This is a genomic window from Bradyrhizobium sp. 62B (assembly GCF_030272265.2).
In the GTDB taxonomy this organism is placed as follows: Bacteria; Pseudomonadota; Alphaproteobacteria; order Rhizobiales; family Xanthobacteraceae; genus Bradyrhizobium.
This window is the reverse complement of sequence record NZ_CP092841.2, coordinates 1,606,464-1,633,351: the sequence shown is the minus strand read 5'-3', so window position 1 is coordinate 1,633,351 and position 26,888 is coordinate 1,606,464. Positions and strand designations below refer to the sequence as shown.

At 57.9% G+C, this 26,888-nt stretch carries 27 protein-coding genes; 15 read left to right on the top strand and 12 right to left on the bottom strand.

From position 1 onward, the window contains the following. Positions 1-12 precede the first annotated feature (12 nt). The 6 genes from ML401_RS07845 to ML401_RS07820 all read left to right on the top strand — a co-directional run bounded on the left by ML401_RS07845 (position 13) and on the right by ML401_RS07820 (position 7,645). A complete protein-coding gene (locus tag ML401_RS07845) occupies positions 13-759 on the top strand; it encodes a class I SAM-dependent methyltransferase (RefSeq protein WP_285811208.1) in 747 nt (248 codons plus the stop codon). Continuing rightward, entirely contained in the window at positions 669-2,300 is a 1,632-nt protein-coding gene (locus tag ML401_RS07840; protein WP_285811206.1) for a hypothetical protein, read from the top strand. Before ML401_RS07845 ends, ML401_RS07840 begins: the two co-directional genes overlap by 91 nt. Beyond that, positions 2,281-3,594, top strand: coding sequence for a lipopolysaccharide biosynthesis protein (locus tag ML401_RS07835; protein WP_285811205.1), 1,314 nt, complete (start codon positions 2,281-2,283; stop codon positions 3,592-3,594). Before ML401_RS07840 ends, ML401_RS07835 begins: the two co-directional genes overlap by 20 nt. A gap of 44 nt (positions 3,595-3,638) precedes the next feature. Then, entirely contained in the window at positions 3,639-4,619 is a 981-nt protein-coding gene (locus ML401_RS07830; RefSeq protein ID WP_285811204.1) for a glycosyltransferase, read from the top strand. Positions 4,620-4,824: 205 nt separating this feature from the next. Further along, positions 4,825-6,483, top strand: a complete 1,659-nt coding sequence (locus tag ML401_RS07825) for a hypothetical protein (RefSeq protein WP_285811202.1) — start codon at positions 4,825-4,827, stop codon at positions 6,481-6,483. Between the two features lie 37 nt (positions 6,484-6,520). Further along, entirely contained in the window at positions 6,521-7,645 is a 1,125-nt protein-coding gene (locus tag ML401_RS07820) for a glycosyltransferase family 4 protein (RefSeq protein ID WP_285811200.1), read from the top strand. Here ML401_RS07820 and ML401_RS07815 read toward each other — a convergent pair. The 8 genes from ML401_RS07815 to ML401_RS07780 all read right to left on the bottom strand — a co-directional run bounded on the left by ML401_RS07815 (position 7,634) and on the right by ML401_RS07780 (position 18,359). Further along, positions 7,634-8,602 (bottom strand): NAD(P)-dependent oxidoreductase, encoded by a 969-nt coding sequence (locus ML401_RS07815; RefSeq protein WP_285811198.1) that lies wholly within the window; start codon positions 8,600-8,602, stop codon positions 7,634-7,636. The two genes, ML401_RS07820 and ML401_RS07815, sit on opposite strands and share 12 nt — an antisense overlap. Positions 8,603-8,612: 10 nt before the next feature. Further along, a complete protein-coding gene (locus tag ML401_RS07810) occupies positions 8,613-8,969 on the bottom strand; it encodes a putative colanic acid biosynthesis acetyltransferase (RefSeq protein WP_285811197.1) in 357 nt (118 codons plus the stop codon). A 280-nt stretch (positions 8,970-9,249) separates the two neighbouring features. Beyond that, positions 9,250-10,419, bottom strand: coding sequence for a glycosyltransferase (locus ML401_RS07805; protein ID WP_285811196.1), 1,170 nt, complete (start codon positions 10,417-10,419; stop codon positions 9,250-9,252). Between the two features lie 1,160 nt (positions 10,420-11,579). Further along, positions 11,580-13,835, bottom strand: a complete 2,256-nt coding sequence (locus ML401_RS07800; RefSeq protein WP_285811194.1) for a polysaccharide biosynthesis tyrosine autokinase — start codon at positions 13,833-13,835, stop codon at positions 11,580-11,582. Between the two features lie 266 nt (positions 13,836-14,101). Beyond that, positions 14,102-14,725 carry a hypothetical protein gene (locus ML401_RS07795; protein WP_285811192.1) on the bottom strand — a complete coding sequence of 208 codons (624 nt, stop codon included), beginning with the start codon at positions 14,723-14,725 and terminating at the stop codon, positions 14,102-14,104. Between the two features lie 142 nt (positions 14,726-14,867). Further along, positions 14,868-16,364: an O-antigen ligase gene (locus ML401_RS07790; RefSeq protein WP_285811190.1), complete on the bottom strand. Its 1,497-nt coding sequence runs from the start codon at positions 16,362-16,364 to the stop codon at positions 14,868-14,870. Between the two features lie 27 nt (positions 16,365-16,391). Continuing rightward, positions 16,392-16,862: a hypothetical protein gene (locus ML401_RS07785; RefSeq protein ID WP_285811189.1), complete on the bottom strand. Its 471-nt coding sequence runs from the start codon at positions 16,860-16,862 to the stop codon at positions 16,392-16,394. A 294-nt stretch (positions 16,863-17,156) separates the two neighbouring features. Continuing rightward, positions 17,157-18,359, bottom strand: a complete 1,203-nt coding sequence (locus tag ML401_RS07780) for a polysaccharide biosynthesis/export family protein (RefSeq protein WP_285811187.1) — start codon at positions 18,357-18,359, stop codon at positions 17,157-17,159. Between the two features lie 265 nt (positions 18,360-18,624). On the opposite strand from ML401_RS07780, the gene ML401_RS07775 reads away from it, so the two are divergent. From ML401_RS07775 to ML401_RS07765, 3 genes are all read left to right on the top strand, one after another. Then, positions 18,625-19,188, top strand: a complete 564-nt coding sequence (locus tag ML401_RS07775) for a hypothetical protein (RefSeq protein ID WP_285811185.1) — start codon at positions 18,625-18,627, stop codon at positions 19,186-19,188. A 74-nt stretch (positions 19,189-19,262) separates the two neighbouring features. After that, complete coding sequence (locus ML401_RS07770; protein WP_285811184.1) at positions 19,263-19,538, top strand: hypothetical protein; 276 nt, start codon at positions 19,263-19,265, stop codon at positions 19,536-19,538. A gap of 152 nt (positions 19,539-19,690) precedes the next feature. After that, positions 19,691-20,965, top strand: a complete 1,275-nt coding sequence (locus ML401_RS07765) for a hypothetical protein (RefSeq protein ID WP_285811183.1) — start codon at positions 19,691-19,693, stop codon at positions 20,963-20,965. An 11-nt stretch (positions 20,966-20,976) separates the two neighbouring features. On the opposite strand, the gene ML401_RS07760 is transcribed toward ML401_RS07765, so the two are convergent. Beyond that, complete coding sequence (locus tag ML401_RS07760) at positions 20,977-21,603, bottom strand: transglutaminase-like cysteine peptidase (RefSeq protein ID WP_285811182.1); 627 nt, start codon at positions 21,601-21,603, stop codon at positions 20,977-20,979. A 193-nt stretch (positions 21,604-21,796) separates the two neighbouring features. Between ML401_RS07760 and ML401_RS07755 the strand changes: the two genes are divergently transcribed. Together ML401_RS07755 and ML401_RS07750 are read left to right on the top strand one after the other, a co-directional pair. Continuing rightward, positions 21,797-22,534, top strand: a complete 738-nt coding sequence (locus tag ML401_RS07755; RefSeq protein WP_211419594.1) for a metallophosphoesterase family protein — start codon at positions 21,797-21,799, stop codon at positions 22,532-22,534. A gap of 62 nt (positions 22,535-22,596) precedes the next feature. Next, positions 22,597-23,259 (top strand): hypothetical protein, encoded by a 663-nt coding sequence (locus ML401_RS07750; protein ID WP_285811180.1) that lies wholly within the window; start codon positions 22,597-22,599, stop codon positions 23,257-23,259. 3 nt (positions 23,260-23,262) lie between these two features. On the opposite strand, the gene ML401_RS07745 is transcribed toward ML401_RS07750, so the two are convergent. Next, positions 23,263-23,637 carry a hypothetical protein gene (locus ML401_RS07745; RefSeq protein WP_211419596.1) on the bottom strand — a complete coding sequence of 125 codons (375 nt, stop codon included), beginning with the start codon at positions 23,635-23,637 and terminating at the stop codon, positions 23,263-23,265. Between the two features lie 111 nt (positions 23,638-23,748). On the opposite strand from ML401_RS07745, the gene ML401_RS07740 reads away from it, so the two are divergent. From ML401_RS07740 to ML401_RS07730, 3 genes are all read left to right on the top strand, one after another. Beyond that, positions 23,749-23,997 (top strand): hypothetical protein, encoded by a 249-nt coding sequence (locus tag ML401_RS07740; protein WP_285811178.1) that lies wholly within the window; start codon positions 23,749-23,751, stop codon positions 23,995-23,997. A 73-nt stretch (positions 23,998-24,070) separates the two neighbouring features. Continuing rightward, positions 24,071-24,244 carry a hypothetical protein gene (locus tag ML401_RS07735; RefSeq protein ID WP_285811176.1) on the top strand — a complete coding sequence of 58 codons (174 nt, stop codon included), beginning with the start codon at positions 24,071-24,073 and terminating at the stop codon, positions 24,242-24,244. A gap of 266 nt (positions 24,245-24,510) precedes the next feature. Then, positions 24,511-24,888 (top strand): hypothetical protein, encoded by a 378-nt coding sequence (locus ML401_RS07730; RefSeq protein ID WP_211419597.1) that lies wholly within the window; start codon positions 24,511-24,513, stop codon positions 24,886-24,888. A gap of 31 nt (positions 24,889-24,919) precedes the next feature. Here ML401_RS07730 and ML401_RS07725 read toward each other — a convergent pair whose 3' ends face one another. After that, positions 24,920-25,162 carry a hypothetical protein gene (locus tag ML401_RS07725; RefSeq protein ID WP_212068875.1) on the bottom strand — a complete coding sequence of 81 codons (243 nt, stop codon included), beginning with the start codon at positions 25,160-25,162 and terminating at the stop codon, positions 24,920-24,922. A 69-nt stretch (positions 25,163-25,231) separates the two neighbouring features. Then, positions 25,232-25,474: a hypothetical protein gene (locus ML401_RS07720; RefSeq protein ID WP_194406424.1), complete on the bottom strand. Its 243-nt coding sequence runs from the start codon at positions 25,472-25,474 to the stop codon at positions 25,232-25,234. Positions 25,475-25,658: 184 nt separating this feature from the next. Between ML401_RS07720 and ML401_RS07715 the strand changes: the two genes are divergently transcribed. Further along, positions 25,659-26,879: a hypothetical protein gene (locus ML401_RS07715; protein ID WP_285811173.1), complete on the top strand. Its 1,221-nt coding sequence runs from the start codon at positions 25,659-25,661 to the stop codon at positions 26,877-26,879. Positions 26,880-26,888: the final 9 nt, after the last annotated feature.

Sequence of the window (26,888 nt, the reverse complement as noted above, 5' to 3'; positions counted from 1 at the left end):
TCGGAGCTCGTAGTGGCATCAATCCCGTTTCTTAATTCCAAATATCCTGAAACCCTCGCCGGAGGGTTTGATCGCTATGATGGGACGTTGCAGTTCTACATACGCGTTAACTCTCTTCTGAAGCCTGATTTCACGGTGTTAGACTTCGGAGCAGGCAGAGGAAAAGCGCATCTTGACGAGGAGTCGCCCGAGTATCGGCGCGCAATCGTGCTAATCAAAGGTAAAGTAAAAGAAATAATCGGAGCGGACGTCGACGAAGTGGTTACCACGAATCCGGGCATCGATCGCGCAATTGTGCTAAAGTCCTCACATATTCCGTTGCCCGATGCATCAGTTGACCTGATCGTTTCAGACTTCACTTTCGAGCACATTCCCGATCCTTCGGGGTCGGCTGCGGAACTGGATCGAATTCTCAAACCAGGCGGGTGGATTTGTGCTCGCACTCCGAATAGACGCGGTTATATCGCTCTCTTCAACACATGGATTCCTGAGAGTTTGAGACGCACGACCCTCAAGGGAGCACAGCCGGACCGAAAAGATGAGGACATTTTTCCAGCGGTCTATCGTCTCAACGACACAAAGTCGCTCACTCGGTTTTTTCCGCGAGGCCGGTACGAACATGCTTCGTACACTTGGGATGCAGCGCCATCCTACCACTTTGGACGACGATGGATTCACACGTTGTTCGTTATCGCTCAGTACTTCACGCCACCGTCGCTCCGCACGGTGATCATGATCTTCATCAGAAAGCGACTGTAAGACCGTCCGCCGATCCATTACACGAACTGAAAACGGTCTTTATGCGCGAAAAAACAAGATTTGATCAACGAATACAAACCGCATTGCGCTGGATTTTCGCGGCTACGGCCATCGCCGCGTCGATCCACGGGGTTTTTAGCGGCGAGATCTTAGTCTTTGCATTGTCCGAAGCCTCTATCGTAGTCGCATATGCTGGCGCTCGTGCAGCGCGCAACGGGCGCGACGCTATTATCGCAACGCACCCCGCAATTCTGTTCGTGACGACGACCTATCTGTATTCATCTCTCCACGGGAATATAGTTCCTGAAGGTCTAAATGAGCCAAAGACTGCCCTGCTTATAACGTTAGTTTATCAAGGCAGCGTAATTATTGGGTTGTTTTTTGCTGACCTCCTGGAGGGGGTATTCACATCCTCAACCTCCGCCAAAATTGAAACGCAATTCAGCAAATCAGGTTTGGACGCTCTTTCTGCCGCCCGGTTTCCGCTCATCGCGCTGGGAGTCGTAGGACTCTTGATTGCCCATCAATTTGAAGGAAGTGGCCCCCTCACGTCGATCTTTTCACTGCTGATGTGGCTGGGAATGGCAACACATTTTGCGCAACGGAGAGGAGTATTGCCTCTAGATTGGGTAACGGTCTTCATTATTGGCTTGACGGCCGTCATCGCCATTAGCGCAAATGCTCGATCAGCATTGTTTGAAACACTACTCTTCCTCGGCTTTGCGCACCTGATGTTTGCACGACGCCTTTTCACGCTGGCGCAAGTGGTCGCGGGCCTCCTGTTAATCCGAGCAATCTCTGTTTTCTCTGACATCATGCTATCCGTACGATGGCTTCGTCAGATTTCGACCGCCCGGATGGTTGAGCAGGCCCTCGATTATCTGTTCTCCATCGAGACTCTCAGCGCTCTGGTCAATCCCTTCTACGTCTCAGAAGCACAGGCCGTTTGGGCAAAAGCAATTGATCCAAACAGTCAATTTACGTCTCATTTCTTCGTAGGCAATATTTCCACGTTGCAACGATTTACGCTATTGCCCCAGATGGACTTGATTTTACACGGACTGAGGACAGACAGCATCAGATGGTCGGCAATCTTGAACATACCTCTCAGTCAGCTACCAGATATCGGGCAGCAAAAAGATCTTATATTTAGTGACCGGATAACTTGGGAACTCGGCCTAAGAGCATATGGAAATATAGGCAGACCCATGGTGACGGCTGCCGGCGAATTTTATGCGATGGGCGGACTTGCGCCTCTTATCGTACTAACGGTGGTCCTGTTCACCTCGTATTTCATTGTACTTAGGATATTGAAGGCGGCGATTGGATCCGACCAAATCGTAACTCTTGTATTCTCACAGTTGATCGTTGCTACGCTCATATCAACGACCGCGATTGGAGCCTACGGAGTCGTCTTTCGGACGATTCCCGCGCTGGTCGTTTTCGTTGGGATGATCAAATATTTTGTGGCGCAAGACTCAAGAAAGCGGCTATCGGCACCGCCAGCGATTCGACCTCAACATGGCAAGAACATTGAATAAGCTGACTTCAAAATCGCGGGTCGTTTTTGGATTAGGTGCCCAGGCGTATTCACAATTCGTTACTATCGCGCTACAGTTCACAACCGTCCCCGCTTTGATATATGCTTGGGGTCTACAGCGTTATGGAGCCTGGATAGTCGTCTCCGCCTTGTCGAGCTACTTGACGCTTGCGGACCTAGGTTTTGCGCAAGTTGCCGCGAATGAAATGACCATTCGAATGGCGCGCCGCGATAACAGTGGCGCTAACGAGGTATTTCAATCAACCTTGCTGATGGTTAGCTTCATAAGCACGGTTATACTTGTGCTCTACGCAAGCTTCGTTCTTTTTGCTCCCATAACTCAGATCTTCCAGTTCGGCGATATTCCTGCATCCGAATTGCGGATCGCGATGATTATCTTAAGCGTTCAAATAATCTCCTCGATCTTCTTCGGAGTCGTTGCCGCTGGACTACGATCCATCGGCCTTTTCTCGGTCATGATTGGCATCTCATCTACGGCGCGATTACTAGAAGGGATTGCTGTAATAGCCGTCGCCTTGAGCGGGTACAACTTCGTGGCGGCTGCAGCAGCCGTAGCGATCATACGCGTAATCACGACCGTCGCTACAGCGGTGATGGTTACAAAACGGGCACACTGGCTATCCCTAAGGTTCAAAGAAGCAAGCCTTCTCCTAATTCGGAATATGCTCACTCCATCAATCACCTTTATGGCTTATACGCTCGGCAATTTGATCAATATTCAAGGAATGACCGTGGTAGCTGGCGCAATGTTCGGCCCCGCAGCAGTCGCATCATTCACCGCAATGCGCACTCTGGCACGGATCGGCATCACCGGATCGAACATGGTTAGTCACACCCTTCAACCAGAATACTCAACCTTAGGGGGAGCGGGGAAGTTTGAGAACTTTCGTCGCTTATTCATAAGCCACAGCCTATTTAATACAGCCACAGCAGCTGGAATGTACTTTCTCTTGACTGAAGTTGGCGATCGTTTCCTTGTCTATTGGACACACGGAACGATAGCAGCAATCGAGCCTCTGTTTGCGCTTCTAGTTCTGTCCGGCTCAATCGAAATGATCTGGTCGACTTTGCAAACACCGCTCGTATCAACAAGCAAGCATATTAGAACAGCGACATCGTTCTTGCTGATTTCGATCTGCGGATTGGCTTTTCTGCGGCTGGATGCCTTCGGTCAAACGTTGGCCGCGTTGGGATGGGTGAATCTCAGTACGGCCCTTATAATGGTAGTTGTTGTGGGTTACGAGCTGCGACGAAACAAGCTTGGCCTCCGGTGACGAAAATGAAAATCCTATATTTTGGTCCCAAGGGAGGGACTTGCTTGCAGCGAGCGAACGCTTTCCGGCGTCTTGGACATGACGTATTTCAGATCGATCCAGAAGAACATCTACGGTTTCCAGGACTTACGAAGGCTTGGATTTATCACCTTGGCGGCTTGGGGCTCGACTCTCTCGTCGCCAGTCAGACCGAACGTCAAATCGGAACAGCAACGTTCGATATCGCTTGGATTGATCCTGGTGACCTGGTGGGCCCAAGGACCGCCACGATTCTTCGAAACCGATGCACAAAACTCGTTAGTCTCAATCTTGATAATCCATTTGTTTCTCGCGACAAATATAGGTGGCGCAACTACCTGCAAGCATTGAGGCTCTTCGATCTGTTTGCAACTCCTCGCGAGAGCTCCGCAAAAGCAGCGATAAGCTTTGGTGCAAAGCGAGCAATTCGCATCACTCAAGCCGCAGACGAACTCATGAGTCGCAATCCGGAACAACTTAGCGATAAAGATGTCGCTCGCTACCGGTCTCCGGTATCCTTTATTGGGACGTGGATGCCAGAGAGAGGACCGTTCTTGGCAAGCCTGATCGAGCTTGGAGTTCCACTGAAAATTTTTGGTCCCAGATGGACGAAGGCACCAGAGTACGCACGACTGCGCGATCACGTGACTGCGGTAAATCTGTCAGGTCAGGAATATATCAAGGCAATTCGCTGTGCCGATATCGCCCTATGCCTCCTCTCAAAGGGCAATCAAGATCTACATACGACGCGATCGCTCGAGATACCGGCGGTTGGGAGCCTGTTATGTGCGGAAAGAACTCAAGATCATCTCGACATGTACGAAGATGGAGGCGAGGCGATTTTTTTCTCTAATGTTCACGAGTGCGCCGAAAGATGTCTGGATCTACTTCGAACTCCAGATCTAATTGCGAAGATGGCTGCCCGTGGTCAGGCTCGGAACACGCGAAACAATCATTTCAACGAAAAGCTACTTAGCCGCATTCTCAGCGACCTTTCTCATGCTTAGGGTTTTCGTTGCCTTACTCGTCCTACAGTCATCGGCGCTTGCGCAGAGCGCCACTTCAACGAAATCCTTTGAGGAGAGGCGAGCTTTTATTCTTGAGCTAGCACGGACGGTCACTTCCGGTTACAAGCATCCAAAATTTAAAAGTTACGAGACTCTTGGAAGAATCGCGACTGGCGGATGCGGAGCCGATGCCGATCGCGTCTGGATGACCTCCATTCTTTCTTGGGGAATCGATCATTCCGCCCATCGGCTTCGTCCCGAAATGTTTTCTCTTCCGCCGCTTGCGAGGTATCTCTTGCAGTTCCCGCGATGCATCGCCCCGACTGAGAGACAAGCCCTTCAGAATACTATAAGCGAGAATAGGATTGATCTTTTTGCTCACGGCACCACCAACCACGCCATAATGCAGGCGTCATCATGGTATTTGCTTGCGCAAGCATTTCCCGGTGCCGCATGGACCGACATCGGAGGGACGAAGTACAGTTCGATTGAACTAATGCGCGCCCTTGCCGAAAGATTACTAGCTCGCCAAACGGCTCAGCTCACGCAAGGTTTCGACGAACAATTTTCGCCAACTTACGCGATCGAAAATTTCTTTTCACTTCTCAATCTCGTCGATCTTGCAACCGATAACGCGATCACAGTAGCCGCCGAAGCGGGCCTCATACAGCAGCTCGCAATGCTCTATTCAAATTCGTTTCACGGACTTCTCGTTCCACCACTTGGTCGTAACTCGCACCTTCAAACCAATAGCGCGGCTCCCCGAGCGGGCATGGACATATCGGCAGGACAACATCTCCTTTGGTATTATTCGGGAGAGCCGACGTTCGGGAGAAACGATTTCTTCGGTACCGAGCCCCTCTACATTGTGATGTTGGCGCTTTCGAACTGGCAGCCTCCACAAGAACTCTCTGGTCTGCTCGATAGAGACAAGCCCTCGCGAATTCGTACCGTAACTCCGAGCTTCTCAATCTGGGGCAATCCAGGGCAGCCATCGCTTTACGGAAAAGCATTCGTTTCGGACGATTTCGCGATCGGCTTGGGAAATTTCATCTTCAATCCGGCATGGTATAACGAAGATACGAACAATTTCTCGATCCTTGTTCGCTCTCCGAAGCTCTTTAATTACATTCAATGCTATCACCCCTTTTGGAGGAGCAACGAGGGCCCTGGCGCCTGGCTTCATGACCAATCATCTCCCTTTATGGAAGGTGACCTGCAGGATGATAGGGGCGCTCTAATCTTTTCTATCCCAGATAAAGATCCTTGGCCACAAAGCAACGCAAACCGGTTCTTCAAGCTTCGTAATCAGCGCGCAAACGCACTGATTCGTGAGGTGAACTGCCGCTTTCCCACCGCGATCGATGAAGTAAGACAATTTGATAAGGCAATCTTTCTTCGCGAGGGAGCAACCTATGTTGGCCTGCGGATAGTCGGGTCGGACACACAGGACTTCTCCGAAATCACGGGAGATGTGAGCGGCGCCTTCCGCAACTTCCGTATTTCCGGTTCGAAGGTCACGCTTTATTTTCGCGTAGGCTTGCAACGCGAACTTAGGAACTTTGACGATTTTCAGAAAGCCGTGATGCGCGAAGATATTCGATTGAACGAAGAAAGGAACGAAGTTGCGTTTCGCGATCGCGAGGGGACGTGGAAATATGTAAGGTATGAGCTGGAGCCATATCACCTACCGCCATGGATCTCTGCTATCCCAAGAATATCCGATGAGACGGGCGTCACCAAATCTTCATATCTCGAAAACGAAAAGGTCAGTGCAGGCTCACAGGGACTGTTTATTCGATCGTTTGGCCGAGAGATTCATATCCGGGCGAACAATCAACGGATCGCAATCGACCGCAAATAACAACTTGCTTCAATAGCCACAGCCAACAGTTCAGATCATGCAAACGAAGAGAGTAGTCTTCATAGCGCTAGAAACCTTTTCGCTCCTAGGAGGTGCGCAAAACTTTAATCGCCGTCTCATTCGAACACTTGCAGCCTACGCCGGGCAGCATAGCTACGCGATACCGATTGTTCTGATTCTTCGAGACAAATCGGAGGACATCCCTCAGATAGCAGGGATCCGGCTCATAGCAGCAGGCTCGCGTTTGCAGATCATTTGGTTTTTGCTGCGCGAGCTTGTGAAAGGGATCGATCTCCTTTTGGTCGGGCAGATTAACTTGGCGCCCCTTGCGCTACTCGCTAGATGCATCCAACCCAGCCTACGCACCCTACTAATTGTGCATGGCATAGAAGTTTGGGATGCTCCTCAACATCGACCGAAACGCCTTATGGATACCATCTCGCTAATTGCGATTGATCGAATAGCATCGGTGAGCCGGTACACCGCAAATATGATGAGCACGGCTTACGGAATTCCCACTAATCAATTTTGCTTCCTGCCGAATGCAATAGACATCACCCCACAATTGTCGGCCTCTCGCCAAAGAGCCGGAAGACCTACCATACTGGCAGTATCCCGCCTCGGTACTGGCGACGAGGAGAAGCATCTGGATAAGGTGATCCGGGGGGTTGCGCTGCTAAAAGACAAATTGCCAGAGATCGTTTGTGAGATCGTGGGTGACGGTCCGCTACGATCTGGCCTAGAACAACTTGCTCGCGAGCTCGATGTAGCGAACGCCGTCCTATTTCGCGGCAGACTCTCGGATGAAGAGAAAGAAAAGGCCTATAATCGAGCTTGGGCGTTTGTCTTACCATCTTCGAAAGAGGGATTTGGTATTGTTTATCTAGAGGCTTGGCTGCACCGCTTGCCGGTGATCTGTAGCACAAAAGGTGCCGCTCCGGAGGTGGTTACAGACGGCGCTGACGGTTTTGTAGTGGACCCCGACAATATTTCTGCTCTTGCTGATGCCATGTTTAGATTGTTGATCGACGAAGACATCTCTCGCAGCTTCGGGGAGAACGGATTGACCAAAGTTCTCCGGCACTACTCTCAGTCCAATTTCTCCAAAAACTTGGAGGCAATTTTGGATGATGCGCTTAAAGTTGAGAAGTCAACGTTCTAGCCTGGCAGTTTCCAACCACTCCAGCGTCTTCTTAACACCAAGGTCAAATGATACATTGGGCGGCCCCGTAACGCTGAGTGTTTTTTGCAGATCAATCTTGCTCGACGTACTCATCCTGAAAACGCGGCCCGAGTCGATAGGCGATTTTAGTCCAACGCGATTCACGAGATCGCCAGTCCACCCCATCAGCTTTAGAAGTTGAACGGGAATACGCCGGGCGGGCCTGCCAGTCAGGCCGACAGAGAACGCATCTATCCATTTATCGTAGTCTATATGCGCATCACCAAGATAAAAGACCCTGTTATCTAGCTGCTTTGGCAATTCGAAAAACTTGAGCATCTGCTCAGCGGTATTGTAGACATAACCGAACGTCCGAATGATGGAATCCGGTCCGACTGGATGCAAATACTTCCGAGATGCGACGTAACGAAAAATCTGCTGCCCGAAACTTGGATGGCGCGGCCCCCAAATGATGGTTGGCCTCATAATGTACCAGTCTACACTCAAGTTCGCAGACCATATCTGTTTCTCGGTTTCCGCCTTGGCTTCTCCATATAATGTATAGGGTACGTAGTCTCGATCAGAAGTGACTGGTGCGCCTGGACGGACAACGAATTGCGTCGAAGTATGAACAAAGGTTCGAAGAGAGCTTAGCTTCTGAGCAACTTTGAGGACATTGCGGGTACCATTAATCGTTGTTTGGAAATCAGCCAAACTCGCTATCGTTACGTCTATATCGCTCGCGAGGTGGAGAATCTGATTGGGCTCGAATTCCCGTATCGCTCCGTCAACATCTTCGAAATTTCTAATATCGATCTGACGCCAGTAACGCTGAAACTCCGACTCTGGAGCTTTCAAGTCCAGATTTCGTACGATGTAGCCCTTTTCCAAAGCTAGCTTTACGACCTCGGCACCTATGAAGCCGCTACCGCCGGTTATCAAAAGCTTAGACGACATTTTCAATGACTCAATTTCGCTGGGCTTGCTGAGTAGAGTTCGGCGGCAGCGTCCTCGCTCGGATTTTTTGAATGGGGTTACCCACATAGACAGACCAAGGCTCAAGATCCTTGAACGTCACACCGCAAGCGCCCAACACTGCCCCCTCTCCGACGGTTACACCTGGACCAACAAATGCGTTGGACGCGATCCAGGCATGGCGACAGATTCGAATAGGCTTGGTGTAAAGTTGGAAACTTTGATCCTCAATGTCATGAGTTCCGGTAACTAAGTGCACAAACTGGGCGACGTTTGCGTATTCTTCCAGAATGATCTCACCCTGACTGTAACAGTTCACTTTCCATCCCAGTACGGCGTAGTCGCCCATTGTTAAATTCGGCGGATACCAAATCCTTGCACTTCCGTAGATACGCGTGTGTTTTCCTATCTGAGCTCCGAACAAGCGAAGTAGAAACCTCCGCCAGCCATGAAGTGGTGGAGGAGTCCACGACGCCAAGAGCAACCATGTAACGTTCCAGACTGCGCGAAAAATACGATGTCTAAGACTGAAGTAAGCGCCACCGTGGACACCCCCCGACAGCCTTGCGTCAAGTATGTAAGCACTGTTGCGTTGCATGAAACCATCTCAAATTGCTGCAAGCCTAATCTCACGCTTCTTCTGGTACGGTAGCTGCATTCTGCAAAACGCGCAGAAGATCGTCAGCTGCAGCTTGCATAGCGAACTGCCTCTCAAAGCCAATTCTAGCGGACAACCGCATGTCTTGCTCCTGATCAGGTGTAAGACGAGCGAAGGCCTCAACAAGCCGTTCGATGCCTTCGGGCGTATCTGGCTCGACTAAACCGGCGCCACAGGAAACAACCTCTCGCCAGGTATTAACTTTCGTAGTGGTAAGAACGGGAGTACCACATGACATCGCTTCAGCAACAACTATACCGAAATTTTCTTGATGCGAAGGAAGAACGAAAGCAGCCGCTCCTCTGTAAGCATCGATTTTTGCTTGTCCCTGAAGCATACCGGGCCACACGACTCGATCACTCACTCCAAGATCGTCGGCCAATCTTTGCAATTCTGCTTGGAGGCAAACCTGATCAGGACCGGCGATAACCAATGCACAATCGGGCAGCAACTTTGACTTAGCTGCAAAAGCACGAATGAGGAGATCAATACCCTTCTTGGGATGAATGCGACTTAAAAACAACAAGTAACGGGCTCCGCGAATCTGTGGAAATCTGCGAAGGAAGGCATGTCGGTCATGGGGGGCACCGACGCCAAGATCCTTCGACCCATACTTCACGACTTGGGAGGGGTACCTGAAACCACGAAAGACGCCCTTTGCCAGTAGTTGCTCCTCGGCTGAGGTAAAGAGCACGTTCTTAGCATCTCGCATCACCCGCCCTTGGGCTAGCGACCACAAAGCCTGTTTGGCCATATGCTTTAGGGGATAAGTACTCCGGAACCAAGGATCCAACATTCCGTGCGGAAAAACGACGTAGGGCAAATTCTTGTGTCGGACACCAAGCCAAGCTCCAACAGACGAGAAATTCCAAAGTCCATGAAAGACAGCAGCGTCAAACCTACCACAGTTGAGTTTGAGCCATGGAACGAGGCGTGGAGTGTAGCCGTATACCCTTGTGCGCGGCCCCTGTCCGAACACCGGAAACGGAAAATCTTTCAAATAGTCAGCATCAGGATCGTCTAGCGAGACCACCTCCGTTTCGTGCCCACGGAGTTGGTGCATTTCAGCACTGCTGCGCAAGCCCTCAACAGGCCCGCCATCCCTCGGGTTGACTGAAGCAATGACGCGGAGAATTCGCATATAGATCCTGGCTTTGCGAAAATAAAAGAAAGACGCGAGCTATTTCGTCGTCACAATGTACCTAAAGAACTTGATTCCTTTCATGGTGCCTAGGATTGTATCGACGCGCTTGTACGGCTCCAAGACAACATCTCTGCAGCGATCGCTGTTGAAGTAGCATACCTTTGCCTTGATAACCTTGGCGCAGTTATTCTTAAGACTAACCACATGGTCGAGCATATCTGGATTAATGACGCCTCCTCGCGACGCTGCTTCTATATCAACGCATGAGCGACCTAGCGCGTCCTTCACCATTCCACCTGTTTGCTCAGCAGGTCCCTGCATTGTGAATCCAGGGTTCGGCCGCACACTCTGCGCCTGAACTATTGTCCCGCAGCCGGCCAAAGTAGTTGTTATCAGCAATATACTTCTCAGCATTAGTGCCAGGGCCTCTCGTTGTATTCGACACCAGGAACACTTAGATTGATCCCCTCAGATCGGAGGCGCTTTACAAAACTCGCCTTAGACGTTGCGTCTGTCGTTTGAAGTGAATTGAGCAAGCCTTCCCTTTGAGCCCAACCCGTCGCTATTAAGTTAGTGACTGCCACTTCAGTGAAATCCGAATCAACCAGTTCCGAGAACTCTGAGGTAACCGAGCGCTGAGTTCGCTCTCTAAGCATCGGGAATATAGCGAGCGCTATCCGATTCCGGCGAACGGCAATCCAGCCCTCGTGCGGCCCCGTCAAATATGATGCTTCAAGGAATTGGACCACTTTGGGATCAAAACCACTACGCGCGGTTTCAACGGAATAAAGCAAGAGCCAGAGAAAAGCTTCCGATGGATTCGTGGATAGCGCTTGAATCAACTGATGGTCAGCCGTTTCGACTTGGCGATCAACCTCGTCTGAGCCTCCCCCCCGGGCCGCTTCCTCTGCGATACGCAGGTTCACCAAGGCTGCAGTCGACGCAATCTCAGGTTGCTTGATGAGAGGCGCTGGAACGGCGTCTAGGCGGGTCAACATCGACCTGAGAACGCCTGGCTTAAAGTGTTCGCCGGCAACGATCCGATCCTTCAGATCGCGAGCGGTGGTGCTCCTGTTAAAGGACGGTAACGCAGTCAGCGACCAGCAAAGACTGAGCAGGCCAACGAGGAGCAGCGTTCCGCGTAGCATTAGTGATGGCTACTCCAGGTAACCATAACGGGCGTAGTACTTTTGATAATAATAGCGGCCGTGATAAGATTCATAACGCGCTAACGCCTTAGTGTCGGCCTTATTCAGAACCACACCAAGTAGCTTGTCTTGGAGTTCGGGCGACCCGCGCAGATTGTGTCTGACAACGTCGATCTTGGTCCGGCCCCACTCCACCACGAATACGTAGGAATCGACGAAGGACGACGTAACGCGCACGTCAACCACCGGCGCCATTGGCGGCATGTCCAGTACCACGTAATCGAATTGCGAGCGGAGTTGGGTCACCAACGCGTGCATCGCCTTCGAGGCCAGGATCTCGTTCGTGTGCAGCAACTTCGAGGTGGTGCCTGCCGGCAGGATCGACAGCTTCGTTTCGGGATCGACCACGAGCGCGTCTTCGAGCCGGACCTTCTGCGCGACGACGTCGACGAGGCCGATATTCGCGTCCGGCACCAGCGCGCGCGACAGCGAGGGGTTGCGCAGATCAGCATCGACCAGGATGACCCGCGCCCCGCCGTGCGCCATCAGCTGGGCGAGATTAGTCGAGAGCGTGCTCTTGCCCTCGTTCGGCAGGGTCGAAGTCGTCGCAAGCACACGGTTCTCGCGCACGATTGAATTGAGGTCCACCGCCACCTTCACCGAGCGTACGGCTTCCGAGAAACGCGATAGCGGATTGTTAACGACATAACGCAGCAGATCTGGCTCGGGATTATTCTTCCTGCCGAGCTTGCCGCCGAGCATCTTCTCGCTGAGACCGGCCGCGGTGGAGACAGCCCCAAGCGCCGGCAGGATCGCAATGCAGTTGGCGCCGAGCTGCTCTTCGACCTGGCTGGTAGTGCGGAACACCTTGTCGGTGAGCTCGCGCGCCATGGCGGCGCCGAAAGCAAGCATCAGGCCGCCGAATAGGCTCGCGGCCAGAACGATCAACGACTTCGGATAGCTCTTCACCAACGGCGTAGTCGCCGCGCTGATCACCCGCGCCTCCGTGATCGGGAACGACTGCTGCTGCACGCTTTCCATGTAGCGCTGCAGGAAATTGTCGTACATCGCTTGATAGGATTGCGCGTTGCTCTCGAGCTCGCGCAGCTGGATCTGCGCCTGGTTGGTGAGCTGGGATTCCGAGACGGCGTTGGCGAGACTGGACTTGATGCTCTCCTCGCGGGTCACCGCTATGTCGTAATCGCTCTTGTAGGATTCCTGGATGCGCTTCAGCTCGTCGATAATGTTCTTTTTGATCTCCGCCATCTGCCGGCGCAGGTTGACGGCGGCCAAGTGATCCGAGCCGTATTTCATCGCCCAGATCGATTCCTTCGAGGCCATGTCGACATATTGGCCGCGCAGCTTGACGATGGTGTCGTTCTTCAGCGCGTCGGCAACGCTGGCGTCCGGAATCTCCTGCTTGAGGATATCGCTGATGCGGTCCATGCGCGCCTTGGCCTCGGCGGTGGCCGCATGCGCCATGATCAGCTGGCTATTCACCTCGGCGAGCTGCTGCTCGTTCATCAGCCGGCCGCCCGTGTCAACGATGTTGTTGGCGGTCTTGAAATCCACCACCGCCTTCTGCGCGGCGGAGGCCTGGGTGCGCAGCTCCTTGATGCGGTCCTGCAGCCAGACGCTCGCGCGGCGGGTCGCCTGATATTTTGCCTCGAGCTGGTCCACAATGTAGGCGTCCGCGATCGCATTGGCGATGCGTGCAGCCTTGGCCGGATCCTTGGAGGTGTAGGCAATCTCCATCACATAGGTGAGGCCGAGCCGCTTGACCGTGCGGTTCTTCTCGAACAGGCCGAGCGCCTTGCGGGTCTGCTCGAACTCCGACGACGCGTGCCCGGCGGACAATAGGCCGGCGACGGCACCGATCAGGCCGCCGCCGGCGCCGGTGAACTCGGGATCGTCGATCAAATGCAGGTCGCGGATGACGGCGAGGCTGATGTTCTCGGATTTCAGGATTTCGACCTGGGTCTCCACCGTGGCCGAATCGACCGCGATGTCGCCCAGCACGGATTGCTGCTGGAACAGCTGCACCTTGCGGGTGTCGATCACCATCGACGCGGTGGAGGTGAACTGCGGCGCGGCGGTGAAGAGATAAAGCAGCGCCAGGATCACGCAGGCCGAGACGATCGCCACCATGGTCGGGAACTGGCGCCTGACGATCTCGAGATAGGAGGTCAGCGTCTGCGACGGGGAGCCGTCGGCCTCGGCGAAATCACGGTTGATCTCCGAGGTCGGCTTGTTCACCTGCAACATCTAGCAATTCCTGAAAATGGATCGATCTGGTCTTGCGATCAATGCTGGCCAAAAAGACTGCTGGCTATCCGGAGCAAACCGGATGCCAAGGTACCACGCTGCGCGCATACTAGCACAAGCCGGCCTGCAATTGAACGCGTTCGATGCAGTGCGATGCGCGCTTTGCGCGACTTTTTGCAGGAAGCTTAACGGCGCAAAAGCAAAGCGGCGCCTGCTGGCGCCGCTGCCGTGAGATGTCATGAGCCGGCCGCGAGGGCCGGTTCCGGTCAGCGCCGCGGGCTGACGCTGGTGGTGGTGCTGCCAACGCCACCGCTGCCGCCGTTCGGCGCATTGTTGTTCGTGGTGTTGTTACCGAACCTGACGAGGCCGCCGCCACCGCCGCCGTTGGCAAATCCACCATTGCCCGTCGGCCCGCCTGCGCCGGAGCTACCACCGCCGCCCGCGCCGCCGCCGGTCGCGGCGATCGCGACGTCGCCGGTCGCGGCCTGGTAGGCGGCGATCACGTCCTGGTTGCCGGTGCCGGCGATCGCGGCCTGGATCTCGTTGGCATAGGCCTGGTCGGCCTGCGCGGCCATGCGGGCGACCTGGGCGAGGCCGCCGACGATCGCGCGCATCTGGTCCTTGGTGGTCGCGGGGTCCTTCAGAAGCGCGATCAGGCCCGGCAGCGTGGTCGGATCGGAGGCGCCGAGGTCGCGCACGCGCGAGATCAGCTGCGGGCCCCCGGTCGGATATTGCTGCAGCAGGACGTTCGGCGACGCCTTGAAGTCGGAAATGACGGTGGCCGGCAGCTGGCGCTGCGGCGGGTAAACGGCGGCGCTGGCGGCCGTGGTGATCGTCGCGGCGAGGGCCGCAGCGGCAGCCATGCGAAGCGCAATCTTCATAACGCTCATAAACAAACCTCCAAAAATCAATTGCCCTAATGTGCGTCCTCGGCCCGGGCAAATGGCTGTGCTCATTGCAGGAACCTAGCGGAAGAGAAAAGAGCTGTCCACTTATTCTAAAGACTTCGTAAACGCCGCAACTGCTTCAAAACTAGACACTTTTGTGAAATTGGGGGACCCGGCTCGGAGCGGCGTCGGCGGTTGTCTGACGGCCCTCGCCTCGCCGGCTGGTGGCGGGCGCCTCCGCCAACGGGCGCCCCTCCTTGGTACGGAAGGACTGCGCCAGGCCCGCGCCGAAAAGCGCAAAGAATGGAATGCTGTAGCCGGGCACCTGCAGCGTGAAGTCCAGGGAGGAATGCAGCAGCGACAGCGTCGCGGTCGCCACTGCCGCCAGCGGGATGATGGCATCGCGCCGGCGGCCGAACACGCCCCTCGCCAGCACCAGCAGCATCACGGCCCAGCCGAGCGCCACCAGCAGCGCCATCGGGATGCCCACCTCGGAGGCAAGCTCCAGCGGCGTCGAATGCGCGGCGTCCCACACGCCGCGAATCGAGATGTTGGGGCTGCGGTACGGCGGGAAGGCCCATTGGAAAGTGCCCATGCCGGTGCCGAACCATGGATTGTCGCCGATGATCCGAAGCGTCGATTTCCAGGCCTCGATGCGGCCCTCGTCGACCAGGCCCTGGCTGTCGAAGCGGCTGGAGACGCGGCCGCCGAGCAGCTGCAACAGGCCGAGCGCGACCGCGGCGCCCGAGCCCAGCGAAATCCAGATGCCGGTGCGCGGCGGCAAATCCTTGCGCAGGAACAGCGTGAACGACACGATCATCGCCAGCAGCGACAGGCCGACGCCGGCGCGCGAGGTCGTCATGAACATCGCCATCAGGCAGATCAGGAGGCAGCCGAGTTGCGGCAGGATTTCCCGTGGCGGGATCGCGCGCAGATCGAGCGACAGGCGTCGCCATTCGATGTGCCGCTCCGGCAGACGGCGACGGACGTCTTCAAGGATCAGCAGCATCCAGATCACCGCGCAGGAGCCGAAATAGGCCGCCGCCGTGTTGCGGTTGATGAAGGTGCCGGTGACGCTGCCAAGATAGGCCGTCTTGTCCCGCCACAGGATCATGGTGGGCTCGATCAGGAACGAGAGCACGCCGTAGAGCGCGTAGGCCGCACCCGAGATCGCGATCACCCAGAGCAGACGGCGCGCGCGCTCGCGGTTCGCACCGACGGTGATGCCGAGCACGATGGCGAGGATGTTGGCGAGCGGCGCGCCGAGCGCGAAGAATGCCTCGTTCTTTACGATGGACGCGGACGGCGCGATCGGCACGCCCAGGAGATCCGAGGCCTGCTTCCAGATCGGCTGGAACGGCGCCACCCAAGGATGGTCGGACAGCTGCTCATGCAGCACGAAGGCGTACGCCGCGACGATGACGCCGATGCCCGCGAGCAACCACAGATGCGGCCGACGCAGATCGCGCGTCGGCGCGAACATCACGGCGATGCCGAGACAGAGGCACCAGAACGCGATCGACAGATCATTGGTCGAGCCGAACGGAAACGGCGCACCGGCCACCACGAAGAACAGGATAAAGACCGCGGGCAAGCTCCACGACCAGTGAATCCTGGACCAGCTGAGGTTGGGAAGGCGCATCGTCGTTCTTGCGAGCTCTGTTCGAGCCTAGAGGAAGCAATCGATCGGATAGATCTTCAGATCTACATTGAGGCGGCTGTTCCGGGTCTGCGCCCGGAACGCATAGAATAGCCCAAAGCTATCACTCCCCGGATCGAGTTTTATTCCAGGGGTTAATTCATCGGGCGGCACCGGAACGCCGATGTGCCGGTTGATCGCGGAAATCTCGATCCGTCCTTCCCCCTCGCCTTCGGCAAAATGCCCCCCGAGCTGGGTCACGGTGACTTTCGGCAGGCCGCGGCGCTGATGGCAGACCTCCTCTTCCCAGAGTTTGGTCTGGTTAACGAGCGGTTTGGCGGCGCCATCGGGGACGACGATATCCGGGAAAGACGGACGCAGCATGCCGAAGAACTTGCTCTCCTTGGAGTTCGCCGACAGACGGACGGTCAAGGACAGCTCGCCCTTGCCGCCCCTGAGACGCGACAAGATCGGCGCATCAGGCTCGGCAGAGACGATCACGTCGATCCGATGGCGGACGCCGAGTTCAGCAGCAGCGCCGAGCGCCGTCCCGGCCGGTGGAAACCCAACAGCGAGCAAGACCAGAGCGGGAAGGCCACGAAGTATTCGAAAGCGCATGAAGCAGAAGCCCCTTGCAACATTGCGGAGTGAGCGATGACCGGCGCGACGTGCTCGTTAGCGCCTTGATTGGAACGCTGTCCTCGCGGCCGGGACACTATCCATTGGTTGGCTCAACGAAAATGGCACCGGGACAAAGCCCCGGTGCCATCGCGTTTGGTCGATCAAGTTGGCGTCTTACGGCGCCAGCTTCACGTTGTTGCGGAAGATCAGCGCGTTGTTTGACAGATTCACCGCATCGTTGCCGGTCGCCATGATCACGCGGAGGTAGTTCAGGAACTTGGCGACTTCGACGTTGCGCGAGTTCGAGACGTAGATCACGTCGCCGTTCTTCATCATGACCTTGGTGGTAAGGAAGAAGCCACCGGGATCGCGGAGGTTCACGTTGAAGATGACCGGAACGGTCTCGGACGTGTACTTGCTGACGTCGATGCCAAGCTGGGCAGCAACCTCACGCGGCTCGCGGCGATAGAGGTAGACGGCAGCCGGGTCGGCCTGACCATCCAAGAGACCACCGGCCTTGCCGACCGCTTCAGCGAGGTTGATGCGCCAGGCATCGAAGTTGAACTCGCCGCTCTGCCCGCTGGCCCCGAACGCCAGGAACTTCTGCTGCTCTCGATAGACGTAGATGCTGTCGTCGGGACGCACATAGACGTTGTTCTCGGGCGCCATCACGAGATTCTCGAACGGCACCGTGGCCCGCCGTCCGCCACGCTCCAGCATGACCCAGGTCTCGAAGCCCTGGCCCTTGATGCCGCCGGCGCGGGTGATTGCGTCGAGCACTTTATCCTTTGCGCCCGCCGCGCTCGCAGGATAACGGGCCGGCGAATTGACCTCGCCGAGCACGCTGATGAGCTGGGTACGCTGCGAGGACATTGCAACGACCGCCTGCGGCTCGATCGCGCGGTTGCCGATCTTCTCGACGATCGCGCGCTGGATTTGAACGGCGGTCAGACCCGCGGCCTTGATCTGGCCGGCATAGGGCACCGTGATGAAGCCGTCATTGTCGACCGACTGATCCGGGATGGTCACATAGTTACCCGGACGGACACCGGCTTCGGCCGGGATGAACAGACCGCCGGCTGCGGCTTCGAAGATGGTAACGCTGACGACGTCGCCGATGCCGAACACTATGCTGGCGGGCGGACGACGGTCGGTGAACACGCCGGCGAGCCCCTTGGGCTCATGCGTGTGCAGGATCTTCACCGTGGCCGGATTGAGCGGCACCAGCTCATAGGCCGGCGCGTTTTCGGTCTGGATCTTGTTGTTAACGTCGTCGGTCAGCGGACCGGAGCCGGGATTGGTCGAACAGGCGCCGAGCGCCAACGCTGCTGCCAGAAATGCCGGCTTGAAAAGATATGACTTGGCAAAGGAATGCATCAATCGCGCCCCAGGAGACCCCAATTAGACTCGATTGGTACGGCGCTGGGGGCGGTGCGACAAGGGTTCCCTAGTGGTTAACGGTACGATCGCTCCGCTACTGTTGCGTGCGGGTCACGCTTTGGGGCTTGGTTTAACCCTTTGTGACTATTTGTTGTATTTCGTGTGCCCCGTCGGCGGGCAGTTCGCCCAAGTCGAGAGCTCAGCGTGTCGAGCGCGAGGCTCTCCGTCTGTTTAGACAGGAACCATCAAGAGAGGACTCCCCGTGTCTGGCCTCCTTCTGTTCGCCTTTTTGGCAGGATCGCTCCTTGGCGGCGCCGAACGCGCCGCGGACGGGGCTACCTCCTGCGCACAGCCCTCGTGTCCGATCGCCCCCGTCGTCGAGGTGGCGACCTCTACTCCCTCCTCCGTCTGGAAGTTCAGCCGCACGCAAGGGGGCAAGGACGGCGAAAGCTTCGCGGCCATCACCAAGACCGCGGACACCACCCAATCCGACCCGGACTTCGCCGGGCTCATCGTGCGCTGTGCCCCAAAGGGCAAGATCGACGTGCTGGTGGCCTTGATCCGGCCCTTCCCGCCCAGAAGCCGTCCAAAAGTCTCCATCGCCGCGAGCGGCGGCGGCACCCTGACCGTTGACGCCAGCATGGCCGCCGCAGGGGCTGCCGTGCTGCTGCCCGACGAGGTCTCGGCCTTTGCCGCCGGCAAATGGCAGACGTCGGCCTCGCTGTCGGTGGTGGTTAAGGAAAGCGACAGCGAGATCAAAGGCCTGGTGTCCCTGAACGGCTTGCGGGAGGCCTATCATTCGCTGCTGGCAAATTGCGGCCTATAGGCCAAATTTAGCCATACAGCTTAAGGGTCTTTTTAGGGTGGGGAACCTAGGGTCCGAAGCACGGAGTGTTTCGGATGACCGCGTTTTTGATTTTCAGCTTTCTGGTAGGTGCCGTGCTGGGCCAACGCTTTCGCGTGTTGGTGCTGCTGCCGGTCACATTCGCCTTGGTGCTCACCGTGCTGCCGGTCAGCCTCATGACCAGTCTTGGCGTCCTCGAAGGCCTGAAGGCTGCGGCCTTTGCAGCCATTGCGCTCCAGGCCGGCTACCTCTTTGGCTCGGCCGCTCGCTTCAGCCTTGCCGCCGCCCGGGCCGCGCGCGTGTTTGCCCGTCCGGTCAAGAGCGCTCGCTGATCTCCCTCAGCAAATCTCTTGCGCTCGACAGTTCGCGCGCATGCGGAGGATCACAGGCAAGTTGTTGGCCCCGGGCCGACCTTTGCTTGAAAACCACCCGCTCGCTTGTATGGTGACCTGATCGTTTCAGGAATCCGCATCGAGCGCGCCGTTTGTCCCTCGCTTATTTTGCCCTCATCGTTTCCATCGTTTCCGCATCCGCTCTCGAAATCGCCGGCGCCAAGTTCGGTGCGCAGCTCGGGATGATGGCTGCCGCGCTGAGCTTGCTGGCAGCCACAGTCAGCGCGCGAAAAGCCGACTACGACCACTATGTCCGCGCGACCTCCTGGGCCCGCTGGATCCTGATCGCCATTCCGCTGCTGATCGCCGCGCAATTGATGCCGCTTCCGCTGGGCTTCGGGCATCCGATCTGGGCGAGCGCTCGCGACGCACTTGGTGGCCTCCCGTTCGGGCCGGTCACCGCCGATCTTGGCTTAACCCTGACCGCGCTGATGCTGGCGCTGGCAGCAACCGCGCTGCTCGGCGTAACCATTGTGGTCGTCCGCGATCGCGGCCGCGCCGAGCTTGTCCTGTTTGTCCTCGCCGGCATCACAGCGGTCTCCGCCTTGACCCTGGATCTGCACCGGCTCTCGCCGGCCATTGCGGGGGCTACCGCAACGTCCGAGTTCGCGACGACCCTGGCAGGGTTTGGCCTCGTCCTGAATCTTGCCGTGATGCAGCTTGCCGCGGAGCGGGCCGAAACGCATCACTCGCTGTTACGCTCGATCATGCTTGGCCTGCTCGGCCTTGCCGGAGCCCTGATCAGCGCAGCTGCGGTGTTCGGCCTTTCCGGGACCAACAACGCGATCGCCGCGGGCTTCGGCGTCGTATTGATCCTTCTGATCCTCGTCATCCGCCGGCTTGATCTGTCGCCCTTGGCCGCGAGCGCGCTTGCCGCCGCCGCGCTGATCGGATCGGCAATTGTCTTGACCTTCCTGTTCGAACAGAGCTCCGGGCCGATCCTCCTGCGGCTCAACCCCGACATCGGCGCGGAAACGCGCGCTGCGCTGGAGCGCATGCTGGCCGACACGCGCTGGTTCGGCGCGGGCGCAGGAACGTTTTCGGCGGTCGGCAGGATCTATCAGAGCGATGCCGGAGCGGCCTTGGCGGCGCCGTCGACGGCAACAGCGATCTTCGCCGGCATGGGAGCGATCGGTCTTGCTCTTGCGGTGCTGGCAGCCCTGATCGCTTTGGTACGGCTGTTCTTCGGTGCTTTGCAGCGCGGACGCGACTCGTTCTTCCCTGCGGCCGCCGCGGCCTGTGTTCTGTTTGCGCTGGTTCAGAGCTTTGCAGGTCCCGGATTGCTGCGGCCCGCAGCAATCCTGTGTCTTGCGGTGATCGTGGGACTGGGCCTGTCGCAGAGCGTCGGCCAGTCCGGATCACGATAGAGCGCAGGTAATCAGACCGCGCGATCGCCGAGGGAGGCCCAGTAGTTCGGGTTCTTGGGCGACTGAATGCGGACCCAGCGATAGGGCTTCTTCGACCACGGCAGGATGTGGCCGGAGAGATTGTCGAGCACGAGATCGCCGGAGAAAGTCCGCACCACGACGACGAGATGATGCTCGCCCCAGGTGGTCACGACCTCGCTGAGCAGCACCGAGCGCGCCGGAAAGCCCATGGCGATCAATTCGTGGCGTTTTGTCACAGCGTAGTCGTTGCAGTCGCCGCTGGTCGGATGCAGCACCCATTTCTCGCCGCGCAACCCTTCCAGATTGGCCTCCGGACGAATGGCGGTATTGACCTGCCGGTTGACCTCTTGCATTTGCGCCATCCGCTCCGCCGTGAGCTTCAGCCGGCCGCCACGGAACACGATCTGCTGCGGCCGCGGCTTGCACTCGTCCTTGTACTTCAGGCAAAACAGCGTGAAGGCCATCGGTGCCAGCGTCGGCTGGTCGAACTTGATGTACTGGATGGCGCCGCGCAGCCCCAAGGGCGCGCCAACGAAAGCGGCTTCAGCGCGCTGCTGCACCCCTGCAGCACCGACGATCGCGGCCACGGCCGCCAGGAACTTCACAATCTTGCGCATGTCGCGCTCCCCGTTCTTGTTGAGGAGACGCTACGCGAGACGTCTTGAAATACGGCTCAAAGGCCGCACGATCCTTTAATCAAAATGCGGACGACTTGGTCGGAAACAATTAAGAATACCGATGTGTAACTTGTTCTGCTAAGAGCGGTCACGACGTTCCGCTCGTGACGCTGGATGCGATTCGACCGACCTGATGGGCCTTTCCTCGCGCTTTCGAAAGAAAACCAAGCCTCGGCTCCCCGATGGCATTCGCGTCTATGCAATCGGCGACGTGCACGGCCGCGCCGATCTGCTTCAATCGCTGTTAACCGTCATCGACGCCGATCTTGCCCGCTCCGCCCCAGAGCGGGCCATTCAGGTCTTTCTCGGCGACTATGTCGACCGCGGCCCGGACTCCCGCGCCGTTCTCGATCTGTTGATCGCGCGCTCGAAATCGCACGAGACGGTTTGCCTGAAGGGCAACCACGAGGTCTTCCTGCTCGAGGTCCTCAAGGACCCCGCCCGCCTCCAGGAGTGGCGCCACTATGGCGGCCTGCTGACGCTGGTCTCTTACGGCATCACGCCGACCATGAACCCGTCCGCGGAGCAGCAGGTCGAGCTGATCGACGGACTGAAGCGCGCGCTGCCGCCGGAGCACTTGGCCTTCCTGCAGCAACTGCCCTCGTCCTTTACCTGCGGCGACTTCTTCTTCGTCCATGCCGGCGTCAAGCCGGGCGTCGCGCTCGAGCGCCAGAAGGATGAAGACATGCTCTGGATCCGCGAGGAGTTCCTGGCGTCCGAGGAGCGCTTCGGCAAATATATCGTCCACGGTCATACGCCGGTCAGCGTGCCCGACATTCGCCCGAACCGCATCAACATCGACACCGGCGCCTACGCGACCGGCAACTTGACGCTGTTGACGATCCAGGGCGATAGTCTGATGGCAATTTAAGGACCCCGCTTTCCCTTCAATCCCGTATTTGCTTTGCCCTCACAGGCCGCGTCGATTCCACCATGAACCGCATGATCCTGCTTCGCGTCATCGGCATTTGCGCCGCGATCCTGCTGGCGCTTCATGCCGCCATGGCCTTCTACGGCGATTTCGTCCGACCGGATTTTCGCGCCAGTGATTTGTTCTCGGGCGAGATCCCGCCCGAGAAGGCGAAGCTGGCGGCGGGCGGTGCTTTGGCATCGTTTTCGCTGGATGGGGACCTGCTCGCGAACTACGCAGCGGCGAAGGCCGCTGACGTTCTTCACCGGCCCGCAGTCGATGCGGACGGACGAGCCAGCGAGAACAAGGCCGCCCAGGCCGCCGTGGTCTCGGCCTTGAAGGTCTCGCCGATCAGGCCCGCGCTCTGGCTCACGCTCGGCACGCTGCAGGCCCAGGCCGGCGAAGCGGCAACGCCGGCGGTGAAGATGTCCTATTTGACCGGATCGGTGCCGATCGACGTCGCCTTTGCCCGCGTCCGGACCGTGACCTCAGGCGCCGCCGCGACGGACGAGGAGATCAAGCTGCTGGCGCAATCCGACATCCGCTCGGCGCTGGCCAATCGCTCCCGTTACGAGCCGCTGCTGATCGCGGCCTATGTGCAGGCCACGCCGCAAGGCAAGTCGCTGCTGCTCGACACCACGAAAATGACCGATCCCAAGTTCAACGAGATCCTGCGGCGTTACTGAGCCTCAGCGCACCGATTTCGGGTTGACCGGCACAAAATCCTGATCGCGGCGCGGCTGATCGGATCGACCCTGGTAGACGAACATGCCCTTCTTGGTCGTGACGATGTCGCCTCGCTGCAGGCTGTCGTCGCGGAGCAGACGTTCGGTCGCGACGAGGTCCGGATCTTCCGGGATCGGCTTGTAGAGCTCCGGATGCTCCCGTCGCTCGCGCGAGACATCCTTGGCCCGCCGCCGCGCCTCCTCGATGCGCTGCCGCCATTCGTCGCGCGAGACTTCCGGCTCTTTGGGCGGAAGATAGTCGCTGATAGAAGGCTCCGGATCGGTCTGAGCAAGACATAGGGACGGACTGGCGAGACAAAGACCGAGCGCAGCGGCCATGGTTGCGACTGCTCCAGCCAGCGCCACAAGCCGGCGTTCGCCAGCTGGCAATTGGTCAGGTCGAACGGTTCGCATATCGATAAATCCAAAGACACATCACAAGAACGGCGATTGGCCGCAAACGCTTGGGCGCAAGGCTTTCAGTCTATCGCTTTGCCAATTGCAAGGAAGCGAATTCGCGGGCAGGATTTCGTTTTTGGTCTGAGGATTTTGATCGTGGCTCGCATCATTGCTTTGCTGATTTTGATGATCTGCTTCGGCGTGCAGTCCGCGAGAGCCGGCCAAATCGAATACCCGCAAGTCATCCATACTCAATATGAGGCCGTCGATCAGAAGACCGGCGGGCACTTCGTCCTGTGATCCGAGCGCGAGAAGATCTTCTACGGCCGACCAGAAGCTCTTCCCTGGAGCACGTTACGTCGAGATCACCCAGGTGACCCCGAGCGTCGGTTCGATCACGCTGACCTATGTCGAAGTGCGCACGGTTGGCAGCACCACCTCGGACTATCTCTATTTGGCTGGAAATGTCCGCTTCCGCGTCTCCGGAATGACGCTCAAGTCCAGCAACTTCCCTGCCGGCGGCGGGATGACACCAAACGGGCAATAACCGGACCTTCGGCGCCGTCCCTCAAAAATCGAAAAACAACCCCATGCACAGTAGCCGGCCCCCATCAAATCAATGGGTTACGACTTTCCGAAATCGAGATTGACTTCCCGGGCAAGACAGAGGGCAGACCGCGTGGCCCGGAGAGAGGGCCCGGCTGATGGCCGATGAAGCCGCGATCCGCGCCGGAACGGACAACGGCTCTCTTCTAAGACCTCATTAGCTCCTTGCTGCTAGCCTTCGGCATCCCCTTCGTGGAGTTGCCGGGCATGCGTGCAAGACCCTTATTGTTGTCAGGTATTGCCGTCGCGGCTTCCGTGGTGTCGGGCCTTGCGGCGCACGCCAGCCCGCTTTGCATCAAGGAACGGACGCCGTTTGCCCTGTCGCACGATACGGTGAGATGGACGATGTCGATCGCGCCTGGCGCGGAGTGCATCCAGGGCCTGCGCTGGTCCTACATGCAGATCTTCAACGTGTCGGTCGTCAGCGGCCCCTCGCGAGGACAATTGGCCGTGGTCGGGTCGGGCTTCCGCTATTCGGCGGAAAACGAAACGCGCGGCACCGACAAGTTCACGCTGCTGATTTCGGGCAAGAACCGACATGATTCGGGAACTTCGACCCTGGAGGTCGAGGTCAACCCGCAATAGCCAGGAGGCCGGCGAACGGTGAACGGCGCGGCTAGCGGTGGCTCGACGCGCTGCCCCGGGTTCTGCTCCCATAGTATGGGCGGGCGCGTCCGCTCCCGGTGGTGACCGGCGGCTCGATCCGGCTCGGGATGTTCCGCGTCGCATTGGGTGGCGCGGGCTGCGACGGATTGACGATGGTCACGTTGCGGTTGGGCGTCGAAGGGTCGTTGACGCCCTGCGCCCAGGCAGCGGCGGGCACAAGCAACGCAATGGCAATCAGAACTGGTCGTTTCATATGATATCTCCCGAGCGTGAACGTCAGGGAGGCGATCACCGTTCCTTCACGCTTCGTTGGGTCGCAGCCTCAGCGGGGAACGGCGACCAGCTTGCCGTCGCGCCAGACGCCTTGGGCCGACTTTCCGGCCGGAAGCCCCGTCACATGCCGGACCGCGGTCGGCCGGGACGCCGCCTGGGTGGTTTGCGCCTTCTTCGTCGGCGTCGTGATGATGCTGGAGCTCGTGGTGTTGGCCTGATCCTTGATCCCCTGCGCAACGGCAGGCGAGGCCAGGAAGGTCAAGACCGAGAGGACTGTCAGAACGCCACGCATGGTTGAACACCGGAAAGAGGAGCTTGGCGAAATGTCACAGGTTTTCCCCTAAAAGCAAGCGCCTTCAAGGGACCGAGAGGGACGTCGGCAGACCCGTTCATCCGCGGGAGAGCTGCCTCGATCGCAAGGTTTCAGGCGGAAAAACCTAGCGAAATGGCCTTATCCGGGCTACTTGATCGCCTTGATGACCGACTCCGGTGAAACTGCGGCCAACGCCCCCTCGGCGCAACAGATCAAAGCCGGGTTTATCCGTCTCCTGTCGAGCCGCATCCGCGCCGTATCCGACGATCCCCAGCAGATGCGGGAGATCGTCTATGAGCTGGCGCGCGTCAAGCTGCTGGAGCAATTCACCCACACCGAGGCGCGGGAATCCCGCGAGCTCCAGCAGGTCCTCGAACGTGCCATCAAGGAGGTCGAACGTTCCTTCGAGCGCAGCGCCGCGGCGGAACAGCAGAAACTGGTCGCGGCAACCGCCGCTCCAGTGACCCCGACGGTCCAAACTTCGCCTCCCCCACCCGTTCCGGCGCCGTCACCGGTTTCGGCTGCGCCGTCCAGCCCGAAGGACACGGGAGCGCCGCACCGTCCTGCCGCACTGCCGGATTCGCTCGACCGACCCAAACGAAGCGGCGCCTTCAAATCTCTGGTTCGACTGGCAATCATCCTCCTGCTCATTGGCGGGGGCGCGACCGCGGCTATCTATTGGCCTCGGCTGAAGTCACAACTGACCAACTTGTCGCAGACGGTGCCGCCGCCCGAGCGAGCACCGAACGGCCCGCAATCTCAGCCGGGCGCCGGTCCGCCTCCCGCGGTGAGCGAGGCTGTTGAACGGACCCCGGATAGTCAGAAAGAGCCGGCACAGGCTGCACAACCTTCGATGCCTCTGCCGACGACGTTCGGCGTCTACGCCTTGAGCGAGGGCCAGCTCCATGAGCTCAAGTCGGTACCGGGCAAGATTCCGGACCGCCGCGTCGCGATCTCGGCGGCCATCAACACGCCGAGCGCGACCACGCTGATGGACGGCGACGTCAAGTTCATCGTGTTCAGGCCCGACGGTGGTGTCGATGCAAGCGGGACCGAAGTTCGGGTCGTGGCGAAAGTCTCACGCGCCATGGGGGTCGATGCCACCGGGAAAGCCGCGATGGTCAACGCGGGCGATTCCTGGGTCATTCGCAGCATGTCCTATCCCTACAAGGTGGGACCGGTCGAGGATCAGCAGAGGATGCTGTTGCTGCAACCGGAGCAGGACGGCTTTACGCTCACTCCCGGCCGCTACGTCGTGGTGATCAAGGGCATGGGCTACGATTTCACGGTGGCTGGAACGGTCACCGATCCCAATCAATGTGTCGAACGCATCAATGCGGCGAACGGCGCGTTCTACTCGCCCTGTCCGCCACCGCGGCGCTAGCCGAACCCT

What these genes read in the sequence shown, in the direction of transcription:
- ML401_RS07840 (WP_285811206.1), top strand. Translation starts at nt 669, where the DNA reads ATGGATTCACACGTTGTTCGTTATCGCTCAGTACTTCACGCCACCGTC.
- ML401_RS07770 (WP_285811184.1), top strand. Translation starts at nt 19,263, where the DNA reads ATGACCGCGTTTTTGATTTTCAGCTTTCTGGTAGGTGCCGTGCTGGGC.
- ML401_RS07790 (WP_285811190.1), bottom strand. Translation starts at nt 16,364, where the DNA reads ATGCGCCTTCCCAACCTCAGCTGGTCCAGGATTCACTGGTCGTGGAGC.
- ML401_RS07820 (WP_285811200.1), top strand. Translation starts at nt 6,521, where the DNA reads ATGCAAACGAAGAGAGTAGTCTTCATAGCGCTAGAAACCTTTTCGCTC.
- ML401_RS07730 (WP_211419597.1), top strand. Translation starts at nt 24,511, where the DNA reads ATGCGTGCAAGACCCTTATTGTTGTCAGGTATTGCCGTCGCGGCTTCC.
- ML401_RS07835 (WP_285811205.1), top strand. Translation starts at nt 2,281, where the DNA reads ATGGCAAGAACATTGAATAAGCTGACTTCAAAATCGCGGGTCGTTTTT.
- ML401_RS07825 (WP_285811202.1), top strand. Translation starts at nt 4,825, where the DNA reads ATGACCTCCATTCTTTCTTGGGGAATCGATCATTCCGCCCATCGGCTT.
- ML401_RS07750 (WP_285811180.1), top strand. Translation starts at nt 22,597, where the DNA reads ATGAACCGCATGATCCTGCTTCGCGTCATCGGCATTTGCGCCGCGATC.
- ML401_RS07800 (WP_285811194.1), bottom strand. Translation starts at nt 13,835, where the DNA reads ATGTTGCAGGTGAACAAGCCGACCTCGGAGATCAACCGTGATTTCGCC.
- ML401_RS07760 (WP_285811182.1), bottom strand. Translation starts at nt 21,603, where the DNA reads ATGCGCAAGATTGTGAAGTTCCTGGCGGCCGTGGCCGCGATCGTCGGT.
- ML401_RS07810 (WP_285811197.1), bottom strand. Translation starts at nt 8,969, where the DNA reads ATGGGCGACTACGCCGTACTGGGATGGAAAGTGAACTGTTACAGTCAG.
- ML401_RS07755 (WP_211419594.1), top strand. Translation starts at nt 21,797, where the DNA reads ATGGGCCTTTCCTCGCGCTTTCGAAAGAAAACCAAGCCTCGGCTCCCC.
- ML401_RS07745 (WP_211419596.1), bottom strand. Translation starts at nt 23,637, where the DNA reads ATGGCCGCTGCGCTCGGTCTTTGTCTCGCCAGTCCGTCCCTATGTCTT.
- ML401_RS07715 (WP_285811173.1), top strand. Translation starts at nt 25,659, where the DNA reads ATGACCGACTCCGGTGAAACTGCGGCCAACGCCCCCTCGGCGCAACAG.
- ML401_RS07780 (WP_285811187.1), bottom strand. Translation starts at nt 18,359, where the DNA reads ATGCATTCCTTTGCCAAGTCATATCTTTTCAAGCCGGCATTTCTGGCA.
- ML401_RS07720 (WP_194406424.1), bottom strand. Translation starts at nt 25,474, where the DNA reads ATGCGTGGCGTTCTGACAGTCCTCTCGGTCTTGACCTTCCTGGCCTCG.
- ML401_RS07795 (WP_285811192.1), bottom strand. Translation starts at nt 14,725, where the DNA reads ATGAGCGTTATGAAGATTGCGCTTCGCATGGCTGCCGCTGCGGCCCTC.
- ML401_RS07805 (WP_285811196.1), bottom strand. Translation starts at nt 10,419, where the DNA reads ATGCGAATTCTCCGCGTCATTGCTTCAGTCAACCCGAGGGATGGCGGG.
- ML401_RS07815 (WP_285811198.1), bottom strand. Translation starts at nt 8,602, where the DNA reads ATGTCGTCTAAGCTTTTGATAACCGGCGGTAGCGGCTTCATAGGTGCC.
- ML401_RS07725 (WP_212068875.1), bottom strand. Translation starts at nt 25,162, where the DNA reads ATGAAACGACCAGTTCTGATTGCCATTGCGTTGCTTGTGCCCGCCGCT.